Below are 13,428 nucleotides of genomic sequence, written 5' to 3' on the forward strand. Positions count from 1 at the left end.
AGATCGGGGGGCGACAGCAGCGACGTACGGCAACCACGACGACCCTAGCCATCCTTGATGGGGCTTGAGTAACTATCCGATGTGCCTGGCAGTCCTCAGCGACCGTCGAGAGGGGCATCAGCGCTCGTACAGCTCTGTTGCACACCTGGCGCGTGAGATCATCCGTGGATGGCAGACGCACAGCTACCCCCGGGTTGGACGCTTCAGCGGATCCGCGACGTGTCCGGCGACCAAGAGGCAGTTGTCCTGGACCCACACCGGGCAGTGAAGTGGGTCGCCTCCGACGCCCACGATGTGCTGCACCCGGAGATCGTTCTCGGGTTCCACAGCCTGTGCATCGTGAAGCCTGTCGATGATGACGACTGGTACATGGGCAGCCTGTACGACGACGGCAGCATCGACTGTTGGACAGCCTACGGCGATCTCTATGAGGCGCTACGCGGCCTGTAGAGGGATGCGGGCTGAGTGTCCAACTGCGCGACAAACCGCCACGAACGGCCGCGGATCAGGTTGGGTGCCGGGAAACCCACTCCACCATCGACCGCTAACCGCAGGCCACAGAGCTGCGTGGCCAGGTGACCTGAAGCAGGAGTGGGAGGAGTACCGCTCCGAGGTTCACGGCCTTCGAGCTCCGCAAGAATCTCCCAAGGACGATGCGATCCGGCCCGGCGTCGTCCCACGGCCCGCTCGGTACAGTACGAGCGGCCCGCACCTGGGAGGGACTGTGAACGCCGAACAAAGTGACCGCATTTGGCGCATGGCCATCGACGCGGCGCGGCGTGGGCACCTCGACAGCCTCCGCACGAGTGTCGAGACCAAGCTCTTCGATCGCAATCGCCCCGATCATCGGGGTATGACGCTCCTGCACCACGCTGTTGCAGCCGAGATCGAACGGGCCTGGTCCGAGCGTAGGGGTCGGGCATACGTTGACTGCGTCGCTTACCTGCTCATCGCCGACGTGGACTTCACCGTTCGTGATGTGGAGGGCCGCACGGCCGAGGACATTGCTTCGATGAACGGCCACTGGCTGGCAGAGGGGCTGCTGCGCGCGTGGGCGCGGCTCCACGGCGCTGGACTGCCATCCGAGATCTCATAGAGGTAACCCGGGCCGTCACTGGCCCATCCGCAGGGACCCATCCGGGAAGCTCACCGCCGTCGCTCCGTACGGGGGTAGCGCGGTCGGGCCGCGCACGGCACGGTGCGCGGCCATCGCGCTGTGTACGTCGGGGCAGCCGCGTGAGGAGGACACTGATGCCATGGCCCTACCCAAAACGCATCATTGCTCTTCCTGCTCGGACGGTGGCGCGCAGGAAGAGGTCATCCACGAAGACCTCGTCGTCGGAGCACCGCTGTCCATGGAGGATCTCACCGAGGCGCAGCGCCTGGACCGGTTCGCCCGCAAGTACGCCCACGATGGTTGCCAGGTCAGAGAAGTCCGACGAGTCCCACACGACTGCCTGAGCGGCTACGCCTGGTCCGTCCGCTTCGTCGAGAGTTCCTGACCACAGCGCGTCGGCGGCGCCCGCCGGGCTACCGGCGGCCACTGATGACACAGGCGTGCCGCGAGCGCCGCAGCCGGGCAGGGGGCGAAACGCCTCGCCCCCTGCCCGACTTCCGTGCGGTCGTGTCTCAGCTCGCCCGGCCCTGACCCGTGGTCATGACCAGTCGGTCGGTCAGGAGATCAAGAACTTCTCCCAATCTCCGACGGAGGTCGAGCGTGCCCGGAACATGCCGTAGCCGGAGCCCGTGTAGGCCAGCTCGGTCGAGGAGTTGGGACGGCGGTTCGACACGGGCTTCGACCCCGCCCAGAGCCTCTCCGCGAGCGACGAGGAGATGACGCTGCCGGACGGATTGCTCCTGGTGGCGAGCGCGCAGGGCTCCCCGGTGGGGTGCGGGGCGCTCAAGCTTCACCCCGAGACGCGGATCGCGGAGGTGAAGCGGATGTGGGCATCCCCGGACGTTCGCGGCCTCGGCTTGGGCCGCCGCATCCTCGGGCGTCTCGCCGACGAGGCGGTCCTCCGCGGGATGCGGACGCTGCGACTGGAGACGAACCGCACGCTCGCGGAGGCCAGGCGCCTCTACGAGACTGCGGGATTCGTGGAGGTCGAGGCGTTCAGCACCGAGCCGTACGCGCACCACTGGTTCGAGCGGAACCTCGAACGCTGACACGACTGCTCCGCCCGGGCGTGACCACGGCCGTACCCGCACGCTGCCGGGGCGGTGGCCTACTCGACCGCCGAGCCCCCGTTTCCGTGCCGCGCGAAGTGGTCCGTCAGCGCGTCGAGGACGGCCTGGACCGCCGGGGAGGTCCAGCGGCCGCGCCGGCGGACGAGCTGGACGGGCACGTCGGGGAGGCCGGGCCCGGGGACGGCGGTCAGGGTGCCCTCGCGCAGGGCGGTGCGGACGGTGGCGCGGGGGAGGACGCCGAGCCCGAGGCCCGCGGCCACGCAGGTGCGGGCGGCCTCGCTGCTGCCGAACCGGGTCAGCCGCGGCCGGGCGTCGCGGACGCCGAGGAGTTCGCGCGCGACGCGGTCGCTGTAGGAGCAGCCCTCCTCGTGGAGGAAGAAGGTCTCCCTGGCGAGTTCCGCCCAGGTGACGGGCCGGTCGAGCGCGGCCAGCGGGTGGCCGGGGGCGGCGATGAGGACCAGCGGTTCGGCGGCGAGCGGGCGTGCGGTCATGTCGGCAAGGGCGACCTGGTCCTCCAGCAGCAGGGCGACGTCGAGCCGCCCGGCCCGCAGTCCCTCCACGGCCGCGTCGCTGCCCGCCGGGTGGAGGTGGACGTCGATGCCGGGGTGGGTGCGCCGCAGGGCGGCGACGATCCGGGGCACGTGCGTCGAGCAGAGCGTGTCCCCGGCGCCGAGGACGACGGTCCCGCCCGACCGGGCGTCCCCGGCCGCCGTGCCGCGCAGGCGCGTCTCCGCTTCGAGGACGCCCTCGGCCTCCGTCATCAGGCGCCGTCCGGCCCCGGTGAGCTGTGCGCCGCGCGGCATGCGGTCGAAGAGCCGTACGCCCAGCTCCTTCTCCAGGGACTTGATCTGCGCCGTCACGGTGGACTGCGACAGGTGCAGTTCGGCGGCCGCGCCGGTGAAGTTCCCCGTCCTCGCCAGGGTGAGGAAGGTGGTGAGCAGTCGGGTGTCCACGGCTCGACCGTAACCGCTGCGATCGGTCCCATCAATCGTGGTGATGAAGAACCATCGTTTCTGTCAATGGAACCCGGTGTGACAGCGTGGACGGCATGACACCTGGGACCCGCACCGACGTGCTGCGCTACACCGCCTTCAGTTCCGACCCTGCGGGCGGCAATCCGGCCGGCGTCGTCCTCGACGCGTCGGACCTCGACGAGGAACGGATGCTCGCCCTCGCCGCCGAGGTCGGCTACTCCGAGACGGCGTTCGTCACGGCCGCGGACCCCGCCCGCCGGCGGTTCACCCTGCGCTACTTCAGCCCCCTCGCCGAGGTCGACTTCCGCGGCCACGCGACCGTCGCGACCGCCGTCGCGCTGGCGGAGCGCATCGGCCCCGGTGAGCTGGTCTTCGACACCCCGGCTGGGGAGATTCCCGTGCTGACGGCCGGTGACGAGGGGACGCTGCACGCCACGCTCACCAGCGTGCCGACCCGCTCACGCCCGGCCGAGGACGCCGAGCTGGACGCGGCGCTCGCCGCGCTGGGCTGGGAGCGGGGCGAGCTGGACCCCGCGCTGCCGCCGCACGTGGCCTTCGGAGGGGTCCACCACCTGGTGCTGGCCGCCGCGGAGCGGGCCCGGCTGGCGGACCTGGCGTACGACTTCGACGCCCTGGCCGGCGTGATGCGCCGCCACGGGTGGACCACGGTGCACCTGGTGTGGCGGGAGGCCGCGGACCGCTTCCACGCCCGCGACCCCTTCCCGGTGGGCGGGGTCGTCGAGGACCCGGCGACCGGCGCGGCCGCGGCGGCGTTCGGCGGTTACCTGCGCGAGCTGGACCTGGTGCCGGAGGCGGCCCGGGTGGTCGTGCGGCAGGGCGAGGACATGGGCCGCCCGAGCGAGCTGCTCGTGGGCGTCGACCCACGGGACCCGCGCGTCCGGGTGACCGGCCGGGCGGTGCGCCTGGGCCCGCCGGCGGTCACGGGGGCTGTCTGATCCACCCGATGGAGCGCTCGACGGCGCGCTGCCAGTTCTCGTACTCGGCGTCGCGGTGCCCCGGGTCCATGTCGGGCAGCCACTGCCCGGCGCGGTGCCAGTTGTTCCGCAGCACCTTCAGGTCCGGCCAGTAGCCCGAGGCGAGACCGGCGGCGTAGGCGGCGCCCAGGGACACGGTCTCGGCGACCATGGGGCGGACCACGGGGACGTCGAGGACGTCGGCGATGAACTGCATCAGCAGGTTGTCCGCGGTCATGCCGCCGTCGACCTTGAGCTCCTTCAGCCCGAGTGAGGAGTCGGCGTTCATGGCGTCGACGACCTCGCGGGTCTGCCAGCCGGTGGCCTCCAGGACGGCCCGGGCGAGGTGCCCCTTGGTGATGTACGAGGTGAGGCCGACGATGACGCCTCGGGCGTCGCTGCGCCAGTGCGGGGCGAAGAGACCGGAGAAGGCGGGCACGATGTAGCAGCCGCCGTTGTCCGCGACGGTGAGGGCGAGGGTCTCGATCTCCGGGGCGCTGCTGATCAGCCCGAGGCGGTCGCGGAACCACTGCACCAGCGAGCCGGTGACGGCGATCGAGCCCTCCAGGGCGTAGACCGTCGGCTGGTCGTCGATCTTGTACGCGACGGTGGAGAGCAGCCCGTGCCGCGACCTGATCATCGTGGTCCCGGTGTTGAGCAGCAGGAAACTGCCGGTCCCGTAGGTGCACTTCGCCTCGCCGGGGGAGAAGCAGGTCTGGCCGAAGAGCGCGGCCTGCTGGTCGCCGAGGGCGGCGGTGATGCGGACCCCGGGCAGGACCGTCCGGGCCGCGCCGTAGTTCTCGGCGGAGGCGTGGATCTCCGGGAGCATCGCGCGGGGGACGCCGAAGAAGTCCAGCAGGTCCTGGTCCCAGGTCAGCGAGTGGATGTTCATCAGCATGGTGCGGCTGGCGTTGGTGGCGTCGGTGATGTGCAGACCACCGTCGACCCCGCCCGTCAGGTTCCAGATCAGCCAGGTCTCCATCGTCCCGAACAGCACCTCGCCGTCGCGGGCGCGCTGCTCCAGCCCGCGCACCTCGTCGAAGAGCCAGCGGATCCGCGGCGCGGAGAAGTAGGTGGAGGGCGGCAGGCAGCAGCGCTCCAGGAAGAAGTCGTCGCCGGGGTCCTTGCGCAGCCGCTCGACGAGCGGCGCGGTGCGGGTGTCCTGCCAGACGATCGCCCGGCCCAGCGGTACGCCCGTGCTCCGGTCCCACAGCACGGTCGTCTCCCGCTGGTTGGCGATGCCGATCGCGGCGACCTCCTCCGCCGCGATCTCGGCGGAGGACAACGCCTGCGGCACGATGCGCTCGAGGTTGCGCCAGATCTCCAGGGCGTCGTGCTCGACCCAGCCGGGCCTGGGGAAGTGCTGCTGGTGCTCGCGCTGGGCCACCGACACCAGGCGCCCCCGGTGGTCGAACAGGATGCATCGGGTGGAGGTGGTGCCCTGGTCGATGGACATCACATACCGTTCAACCATGATCGGGGCCTGCTTTCCGATGCTTTCCGACGCGTTCGCTGTGCTCGGGGTGTCCGGTGCCCGGGCGGGCCTCACCAGCGGGCGGCGCCCAGGTCTCTGGAGATCGCCCGCGCGGCCTCGCGGAGCAGCGTGACCAGGGACGCCAGCGGGCGGCCCTTGCTGTCGCAGATCCGCTCGACCGGGCCGGACAGGCCGATCGCGCCCACGACGAGGCCGCCCGACCCGCGGATCGGCGCCGAGACCCCGGCCTCGCCCATCGACATCTCCTGCACCTCCGGCGCCCAGCCCTGCTCGCGGACGTCGGCGAGGGCCCGGGTCAGGTCCTCCGGGACCACCAGGGTGTGCCGGGTGTACGCCTCCAGTTCCTCCTTCAGCAGCGGCTCCAGCGGTGCCGCCCCGTACGCCAGCAGGACCTTGCCGAGCGAGGAGGCGTGCAGCGGCAGCAGGGCTCCGACGTCGAGCGTCTGCAGGCTGTCGTCGGGCCGGAAGACGTGGTGGACGACGAGCACCTGGCCCTCCAGCGGGGTGCCGAGGCGTACCGCCTCGCCGCTGCGGGCGGCCAGCGCGTCGGCCCAGTTGATCGACCGGGACCGTAGTTCGTTGACGTCCAGGTAGCTGGTGCCCAGGTGCAGCAGGGCCGCTCCGAGCTGGTACTTCCCGGTCGCCGGGTCCTGCTCGACGAAGTCCACGTGCTGGAGGGTGCGCAGGATGCCGTGGGCGGTGCCCTTCGCCAGCCCGAGCGAGCCGGCCACTTCGCCCAGCCCGAGCCGGCGGGGACCGCCGGCCAGGAGCCTGAGGATCGCCGCCGCCCGTTCGATGGACTGGAGCGGGCCGGCCATACGTCGATGCTATCCCCGGCGACCACGATGGGCATCAGCGCGTTTCCGCAGGTCGTTCGGCCTCTGAGGGCAGCGTTCGATAATGACGACCCCGATTCATTGACCCGGGATGTCCTGTCTCGGAAGCTTTCGTGCAGGTCCGGGAGTCCACCCGGCAGGACTCCCCGGGAGGAGGACACCATGGCGGCACAGCCCGAGACGATGCCGCAGCGCGAGGACGTGCACGTCTGCGCGCTGTCGCACATCCCCGGCGCCCTGTCCGTCGTGCGCCGGAGGGTACGGGGCGTGCTGGCGGAGTGGGAGCTGCGCGCGGAGGTGGCCGAGGACGCGCTGCTGGTGATATCGGAGCTGACCACGAACGCGATCGTGCACGCCGACGGCCCCGCGTCCCTGCGCATCTGCTGGACCGAGGTCGAGGGGCGCAGCGCCCTGCACATCGAGGTGACCGACTCGGGCCCGTCGGCCCGACCATGCATGCCGGGGGGATCCACCGACCCGGACGAGCACGGCCGGGGCCTCGGCATCGTGGGCGCCCTCTCCACACGGCACGGCATCCGTGCCGACTGCGCCGGTTTCACCCGCTGGGCGGACCTGGTCACCGCCTGAGCCGCCGCCGGCGGGACCGGACCGCCGCCCGGGCCCGGGGCGGGCGGCGGGTCGTTCCGCGCGGCGCGCCGGGGGCGGGCTTACGGTGCCGCTCATGGCACTGAGCATTCGCAACCAGATCGACGGCAAGGTCGCCTCGGTGGTCCCGGGCGAGGTGATGGCCGTGGTCACGGTGCGCCTCGACGGCGGGGGACCGGACTTCACGGCGGCCGTGACCGCCGAGGCCGTGCGGGAGCTCGGCATCATCCCGGGCGGCGGGGTGACCGTGCTGATCAAGGCGACGGAGGTCTCCCTCGCCACGGCCCCGGTGCAGGGCATCAGCATCCGCAACCGGGTCCCCGGGACCGTCACCGCCGTGACGCCGGGCGAGGCCATGGCGACCGTCCGGATCGGCTTCGCGGGCGGCCGCGAGCTGACCGCCGTGATCACCCGGGAGGCCCTCGACGAGCTGGGCGTCGCCGAGGGCGCCGCGGTCGTCGCGCTGGTCAAGGCGACCGACGTGTCACTGGCGACCTGAGCGGACGAGGGGGCCCCGCGGCGAGCCCTAGCCGAGGTACGCGGGGGCCAGCGCCGCCGTCATCATGCGGCGGGCCGTGCCGGTGCCGTCGGCGGGCACCGTCCACAGGTCCGCGCCGAAGTCCCCGGCGAGGGCGTAGACGACCGTGTGGTCGTCCCGCCAGACGACCTGGTCGTCGACGCTCCGCCGCTCCGCGAGCGGGGTCTCGCGCAGGGTGGCCAGGTCCAGGACGTACAGCCGCCAGGGCGCGTCGGGGGACAGGCCCTCGACGCGCTTCTTGAACACCAGCCGGGTACCGTCGGGCGAGAGCGAGGGGCACTCGACGTTGCTGCGCAGCGTGCGGACGGAGCGGGCCGCGACGTCGCCGCGGACGAGGTAGGTGCGGCCGCCGGTGCCCAGGGTGGCGTAGAAGTGGGCGTCGTCGGAGAACGTCACGCCCCAGAAGTTGACGTCTGCGGCGTGGTACGGCCGGCCCTCCCTGGTGATCCGGAAGTCCTCGAGGTTCTCGACGAGGCTCCAGGTACGGGTGTCCAGGACGGAGGTACGGGTGGAGAAGTTCGTGCCCGCGTAGGAGTCGCCCCCGACGAACACCGTCCAGGCGACCATGCGCCCGCTGGGGGAGACCCGGGCCCGGGTGGGGATGCCCGCGAGGGGGAAGCGGCGCAGCTCGTACAGGCGGGCGTCGAGCACGACGGCGCGGTAGCCGTCCTGGACGGCGCCCTTGACGGACTGCAGGCAGATGCCGGTGCCCGCGGCCGCGTAGAAGCGCAGGCACTTCACGTCCGAGGCGGTGCGCGCGGCCCCGGGGCGGCCGGCCGGGACTGTGGCGAGCTCGTCCCGGTGCGGGCCCCACGCCATGTTGCGGAACACCATGCGGGGCGCGTCCGGCGCCAGCGTCACCGCCCCCGCCGTGACCGCGGGGCCGCCCGCCTGCGGGCGGCCCTTCTCCGCCGCCCGGTCGGCGGCGCGCAGCACGGACACGGCGGCGACGGCGGCCAGCGCCGCCACGGCGGCGAGCAGCACGAACAGACGGCTGCGGGTGTTCATGAGGGGCCTTTCCTCGGGGGTCACGTGCTCGGCGCCGGACGCAGGTACACGGCGCAGACCGCGCACGCCGTCAGCGCCAGCGCGGCGGCGGTGAGCGCCGTGCGGTCGCCCCAGGCGGTCCAGGCCGCGCCGAAGGCCAGGGAGGCGACGAAGCGGGCCATGGCCTGCCCGGTCTGGACGAGGGCGAGCCCGGCGCCGCGCAGCTCGTCGGGGACGGCGGTGGAGGCGGCGGCCATCAGCACACCGTCCGTGGCGGCGTAGAAGGCGCCGTGCAGCAGCAGGACGGCGTACGCGGGGCCGTGCGCGAGCATCAGCCCGTACGCGGCGAGCAGCGCGAGGTGTCCCGCCAGGAACATCCGCCAGCGCCCCACACGGTCGGCCAGCCTGCCCAGCGGCATCGCGAGCAGCAGGAAGGCCGCCGCGGTGCCCAGGGGGAGCAGCGCGAACCAGCGGTCGGGGACCCCGAGCCGGTGCTGGAGCAGCAGGTAGACGAAGGAGTCGCTCACCGTCGACAGGCCCAGCAGCGTCGCGCAGACCGTGAGCCGCCGCACGTCCCGGCGGCGCAGCAGCGCCACGGACGCCCGCAGCGAGGGCGCGGGCGCTTCGGCGGGGGCGGGGGCGGCCGTGGTGGCCGGGGCCCCGCCGCGGAGGCGGCCCGGCACGAAGAGCAGCAGCACCAGCACCCCCACGGCGGCCACGCAGAAGCTCACCGTGAAGACGGCGTCGTACCCCTCGGCGGCCTGCCGCAGGATGAGGAACGCCACCAGCGGTCCCAGCAGCGCCCCGGCGGTGTCCATGGCGCGGTGCACGCCGAAGGCCCGCCCGCGCGTCCCGGGCGTGGAGGTCAGCGAGATCAGCGCGTCCCGCGGTGCGGTGCGCAGTCCCTTGCCGGTGCGGTCGACCGCGAGGACGGCACCGATCAGGGGCAGGCTGTGGACGAGGAGCAGTGCGGGCTTGCACAGCGCCGACAGGCCGTAGCCGACGGCCGCGACGGCCTTGTGCCGGCCGCCGCCCCGGTCGGCGAGGTGGCCGCCGGCCAGCCGCACGAGGGCGCTGAAGCCGTTGTAGACGCCGTCGAGCAGGCCGAAGCCGAGCGGGGAGAGCCCGAGTCCGGCGACCAGGTAGAGGGGGAGCACGGCGGTGACCATCTCCGACGAGACGTCGGTGATGAGGCTGACGGTGCCCAGGACGAGGACGGTGGGGGCGACGGCGGTGGCCCGGGGTCCGGGACGCGAGGCGTCCCGGATCCCGGTGCCGGCTCCGCCGCGGCTGTCCGCGACGTACACCGGCCTCAGCTCGCCCAGATGCCGGTGATGTCCGAGGCGGAGGCGGCGTTGCCCGCGTGCGTGGTGAGACCCGCCAGGTCCTCCAGCGTGCGGAGCACGTTGTAGTGGTTGTACGTCGTGGCGGACGACGAACCGGCCTTGACCGGCTGGCCGTAGAACACGGTCGGGATGCGGTTGCCGCTCAGCCGGTTGTCCTCGTCGAAGGTGACGACGAGCAGGCTGTTGTGGGTCTTCGCCCAGGTCGCGTAGGCGCCCAGCTTGTTCTTCAGCCAGGTGTCACCGGTGGAGACCGAGCAGTCGTGCATGTCGCTGCACAGGTTCGGCGTGACGAAGGAGACCTTCGGCAGGGTGGTGAAGTCCGTCGGGAACTGGGCGAAGGTCTTCGCCGTCGACGTCGGGACGTTGCTGAACGCGAACCACGGGTTGTGCTTGCGGGCGTAGTCGCCGCTGCTGCAGGTGGTGGAACCCTGGCTGGGCAGCGTCTCGTTGTAGCTGGCCCAGCTCTTGCCGGCGGCGATCAGCTCGGAGGCGAGGTTGGGCTTGGAGCTGAAGCCGGGGGTGTAGCAGCCGTCGTCGGTGAGGCCCTGGTTGCCGCCCGAGAAGATCTGCAGGTAGTTGGGCTGGCTCGGGTGCGTGACGCCGTACGACTGCGTCAGGCTGGCGCCGCCGGCCTTGAGCGTGTTGTTGAGGTACGGCGCGCTGGAGCTGCCGATGACCTGGCTGTAGGCGTGGTTCTCGAGCATCACCACGACCACGTGGTCGGGGTTCGGCACGCTGCCGGCCGCGTGGGCGGTCTCGGCGCCGCCGAGTCCGGCCCACAGGCCGAGGGAGGCGGCGGCGACGCCGAGGGTGGAAGCGAGGGCGGTGACGGTGCGACGGGGACGGGGCAGGGACCAGCCGGACACGGCGGACCTCCGTGAAGGGGGGGACGGGGAGTGGCGCCGCGCCAGGTTAGGAGGCGGTCGCGGACGTCCGAAGCGCCGCGGAAGTGAAGGTCCGGGGAACGGTGCGTACGTTCTGGATCTTGAGGTCAAGCCCAGGTAAAAGGGCCCGGGGAACGCAACTCGCGTTCCCCGGGCCCTTGCTGTCAGGACGTCACTTGACGTACGTGATGCCGTCCGTGGTGATCGCGGGGCGGCCGGAGGTACCGACGACGACGACCCTCAGCGTGTGCTTGGCGCTGGTCGTCCAGGACTTGGACCAGATCGTCTGCCGGTAGGCGGTGGTGGAGGACTTCAGGTCCACCGTGGCCGCCTTGACCCCGTCGACGTAGACGTACGCCTGACCGGAGGTCGAGGCGCGAGAGACCACCCAGCCGACCGAGCGGCCGGTGAACGTCCAGGTCAGGCTGGCGTTCTTCGAGGACGAGGTGTAGGACTTCCCGCCGAGGTAGCTGGTGCTGCTCTTCGCCGACCAGGTCCCGGACTTCGTCGCCGAGGTCTCCTGCAGGATCGCCGCCGTGCGGCTCACCGAGGCGGTGGTGTAGTTCCCGGCCGCATCGGTGGCCTTCAGGCCGTAGGTGACCGCGGTGTTCACCTTGCCCGTGGTGCTCCACGACGTGGTGGTCGGACCGAAGGTGGCCGTGGTCGGGGCGGTCGCCGCGACGCTCTTGAGGGCGCCGTTGTCGGCGGCCTTCCAGCTCACCGAGACCGGCACGGAGGTGCTGGAGACGGTGGCGTTGCGGATCTTCACCGAGGGGGCGGTGGTGAACGTCGGCTTGGTCGTGTCGCCGACCACGCTGTACGAGCTCGCCGACGTCGCCGTCTTGTTGCTCATGTGCACCGCCCGCACGGTCACGGTGTGCTTGCCCGCGGCGACCGTGATCGGCGCGGAGGTGGCGGTGGCCTTGGCGGTGGCCGCGACCTTGCCGTCCACCAGCACCTCGAACCGCTTCAGGACGGCTGTCGGCGTGCTCTCCTTCCAGGCCACCGTCGCCGTGCCCTTGGTGTAGTACGAGGACCCGGAGAGCGTGGCGCCGCTGACGCCGTTCAGCGTCGGCGCGGCGACGGAGGAGGAGTAGGAGCGAATCGTGGGCACCTTGGCGTACAGATTGGTGCCGGGGCACTCGGTGGCGAACCCGTCGCGGTGACCCGAGATCGGGTAGAACGCCTTGCCGTTGACGGTCTGGCTCTTGGTGCCGGGGTTGGGGTTGATCCCGGCGAGGCCGAGCTTCCAGGTGGCGAGCGCGGTGACCGAACCCAGCATTTGCGAGGTCATCGGCGTGGCCGTGGAGACGTACTTGTCGGTCTGGAAGTAACCGATGACCGCGATGCCCGCCGTGCCCGTGTTGTAGCCCTCGGTCTGGGCGCCCACCACGGCACGGTCCACGCCGCCGTAGCGGCCCTCGTAGATCGTGCCGCACTTGTCGACGAGGAAGTTGTAGCCGATGTCCCGCCAGGTCTGGCTGACGTGGTACGCGTAGATCTGCCGGATGATGCTCGGCGAGTCGCTGCAGCTGTAGTCACCGCTGTGCTTCGTCGCGTTGTACGTAGCCGTGTGGTGCACGAAGACGACTGACACCTGCGGCGCGTACGAGGGCTCCGTCTGCTCGCGGATGCTCTCGTCGGCGCCCCAACCCGCGCGGGTGACGATGGGCGGCTTGGGCACCGTCGAGGTGGGAGGCGTGGACGCGGAGGCCGTCGGCGAGCTCGTCGTGGGCGGGCTGCTGGTCGCCGGGGCGCTGCCGGCCGGGGCGGAGCTTTCCGTGGCGCTCGGCTCGGTGGTCGGCGGCTCCGTCGTGGCCGGTGCGGTCGTCTCGGACGGCGTCGAGGTCGCCGTGGGGTCCGCAGTCGGCGACGCGGAGTCCTCGGCGTCGGCGGCGAAGGCGGCGGGCGCCATCGCCACGTCGACGCTGCTCTTCTTGTCGCTCTCGCCGACCAGGGCGAGCTTCAGGCCCTTCGGGATGCCGGCCGCGCCCTTGCCGGACCGGACGCGGACCTGCACGCCGTCGGACCACCCCACCCACAGCGGAGGGGTGCCACCGCGTCCCGCGGACTCGTCGCCGGCGTCCGGAGCGTCGTCGTTGTGCGTCTCGATCCCGAACCAGTCGGACCACGTACCGGTCTTCTGCGCCCGGACCCGCAGCTGCACCGTGCCGTCCAGCTCCGCCTTCGGATCGTCCCAGGTCACGCCGAGCGTGCCGAACGCACCCGTGCGTTGCTGCGGCAGCTCCCGCTCACCGCCGGTGCCCTTGAGCGCCAGCGCGTCCACCTTGGTGTGCACCGGCCCCTTCGCGTCGGCCGACGGGGCGGTCCCCTCCGGACCGCTGGCCACGGACGCGGCGGTGATGACACCGGCCCCTCCGAGTACGACCGCCCCGACCGCGAGCCACGCACGCCCGCGCAGACGTATTCGCCGCATGTTCTCTATCCCCGCCCCGTCCCACTCCTGGGTAGCCGTGGGTACCGTTGGTTGATTTCTTAAACCTCTGAAACAGCAAGCGCTTTATACCAGAAGGACCAGACCGCGCTCACACCGCCGGACGATCACCCCGAAACCGGCCATAACGCCAGGTAACAGAGCCG

At 71.8% G+C, this 13,428-nt stretch carries 14 protein-coding genes; 7 read left to right on the forward strand and 7 right to left on the reverse strand.

What is annotated here, in order from left to right:
* The first annotated feature begins 168 nt into the window (after positions 1-168).
* From PV410_RS03780 to PV410_RS03795, 4 genes are all read left to right on the forward strand, one after another.
* Complete coding sequence (locus PV410_RS03780) at positions 169-450, forward strand: hypothetical protein (protein ID WP_500322279.1); 282 nt, start codon at positions 169-171, stop codon at positions 448-450.
* 274 nt (positions 451-724) lie between these two features.
* A complete protein-coding gene (locus PV410_RS03785) occupies positions 725-1,096 on the forward strand; it encodes an ankyrin repeat domain-containing protein (RefSeq protein ID WP_500322280.1) in 372 nt (123 codons plus the stop codon).
* Positions 1,097-1,256: 160 nt separating this feature from the next.
* Entirely contained in the window at positions 1,257-1,502 is a 246-nt protein-coding gene (locus PV410_RS03790) for a hypothetical protein (RefSeq protein WP_499511519.1), read from the forward strand.
* Positions 1,503-1,770: 268 nt separating this feature from the next.
* A complete protein-coding gene (locus PV410_RS03795; protein WP_500322281.1) occupies positions 1,771-2,166 on the forward strand; it encodes a GNAT family N-acetyltransferase in 396 nt (131 codons plus the stop codon).
* A 59-nt stretch (positions 2,167-2,225) separates the two neighbouring features.
* Here PV410_RS03795 and PV410_RS03800 read toward each other — a convergent pair whose 3' ends face one another.
* The gene (locus PV410_RS03800; protein WP_500322282.1) at positions 2,226-3,140 is read right to left on the reverse strand and encodes a LysR family transcriptional regulator; all 915 of its coding nucleotides are present in this window, start codon (positions 3,138-3,140) and stop codon (positions 2,226-2,228) included.
* A gap of 95 nt (positions 3,141-3,235) precedes the next feature.
* Between PV410_RS03800 and PV410_RS03805 the strand changes: the two genes are divergently transcribed.
* Positions 3,236-4,117 (forward strand): PhzF family phenazine biosynthesis isomerase, encoded by an 882-nt coding sequence (locus PV410_RS03805; protein WP_500322284.1) that lies wholly within the window; start codon positions 3,236-3,238, stop codon positions 4,115-4,117.
* Here the strand turns inward: PV410_RS03805 and glpK are convergent.
* Positions 4,101-5,609 (reverse strand): glycerol kinase GlpK, encoded by a 1,509-nt coding sequence (glpK, locus tag PV410_RS03810; protein WP_500322286.1) that lies wholly within the window; start codon positions 5,607-5,609, stop codon positions 4,101-4,103. The genes PV410_RS03805 and glpK overlap by 17 nt on opposite strands.
* Before the next feature lie 71 nt (positions 5,610-5,680).
* Entirely contained in the window at positions 5,681-6,448 is a 768-nt protein-coding gene (locus tag PV410_RS03815) for an IclR family transcriptional regulator (RefSeq protein ID WP_500322288.1), read from the reverse strand.
* A 180-nt stretch (positions 6,449-6,628) separates the two neighbouring features.
* Here PV410_RS03815 and PV410_RS03820 point away from each other — a divergent pair, with 180 nt between their 5' ends.
* Positions 6,629-7,054, forward strand: a complete 426-nt coding sequence (locus PV410_RS03820) for an ATP-binding protein (RefSeq protein ID WP_500322289.1) — start codon at positions 6,629-6,631, stop codon at positions 7,052-7,054.
* A gap of 94 nt (positions 7,055-7,148) precedes the next feature.
* Complete coding sequence (locus PV410_RS03825) at positions 7,149-7,571, forward strand: TOBE domain-containing protein (protein WP_499511511.1); 423 nt, start codon at positions 7,149-7,151, stop codon at positions 7,569-7,571.
* 27 nt (positions 7,572-7,598) lie between these two features.
* Here the strand turns inward: PV410_RS03825 and PV410_RS03830 are convergent, their stop codons facing one another.
* The 4 genes from PV410_RS03830 to PV410_RS03845 all read right to left on the reverse strand — a co-directional run bounded on the left by PV410_RS03830 (position 7,599) and on the right by PV410_RS03845 (position 13,264).
* A complete protein-coding gene (locus tag PV410_RS03830) occupies positions 7,599-8,618 on the reverse strand; it encodes a TolB family protein (protein WP_500322290.1) in 1,020 nt (339 codons plus the stop codon).
* A 20-nt stretch (positions 8,619-8,638) separates the two neighbouring features.
* Positions 8,639-9,904, reverse strand: a complete 1,266-nt coding sequence (locus tag PV410_RS03835) for an MFS transporter (protein ID WP_500322292.1) — start codon at positions 9,902-9,904, stop codon at positions 8,639-8,641.
* A gap of 5 nt (positions 9,905-9,909) precedes the next feature.
* The gene (locus PV410_RS03840) at positions 9,910-10,809 is read right to left on the reverse strand and encodes an alkaline phosphatase family protein (protein WP_500322293.1); all 900 of its coding nucleotides are present in this window, start codon (positions 10,807-10,809) and stop codon (positions 9,910-9,912) included.
* 190 nt (positions 10,810-10,999) lie between these two features.
* A complete protein-coding gene (locus tag PV410_RS03845; protein WP_500322294.1) occupies positions 11,000-13,264 on the reverse strand; it encodes an N-acetylmuramoyl-L-alanine amidase in 2,265 nt (754 codons plus the stop codon).
* Positions 13,265-13,428 lie beyond the last annotated feature (164 nt).

Source organism: Streptomyces sp. PA03-5A (assembly GCF_033792725.1).
In the GTDB taxonomy this organism is placed as follows: Bacteria; Actinomycetota; Actinomycetes; order Streptomycetales; family Streptomycetaceae; genus Actinacidiphila.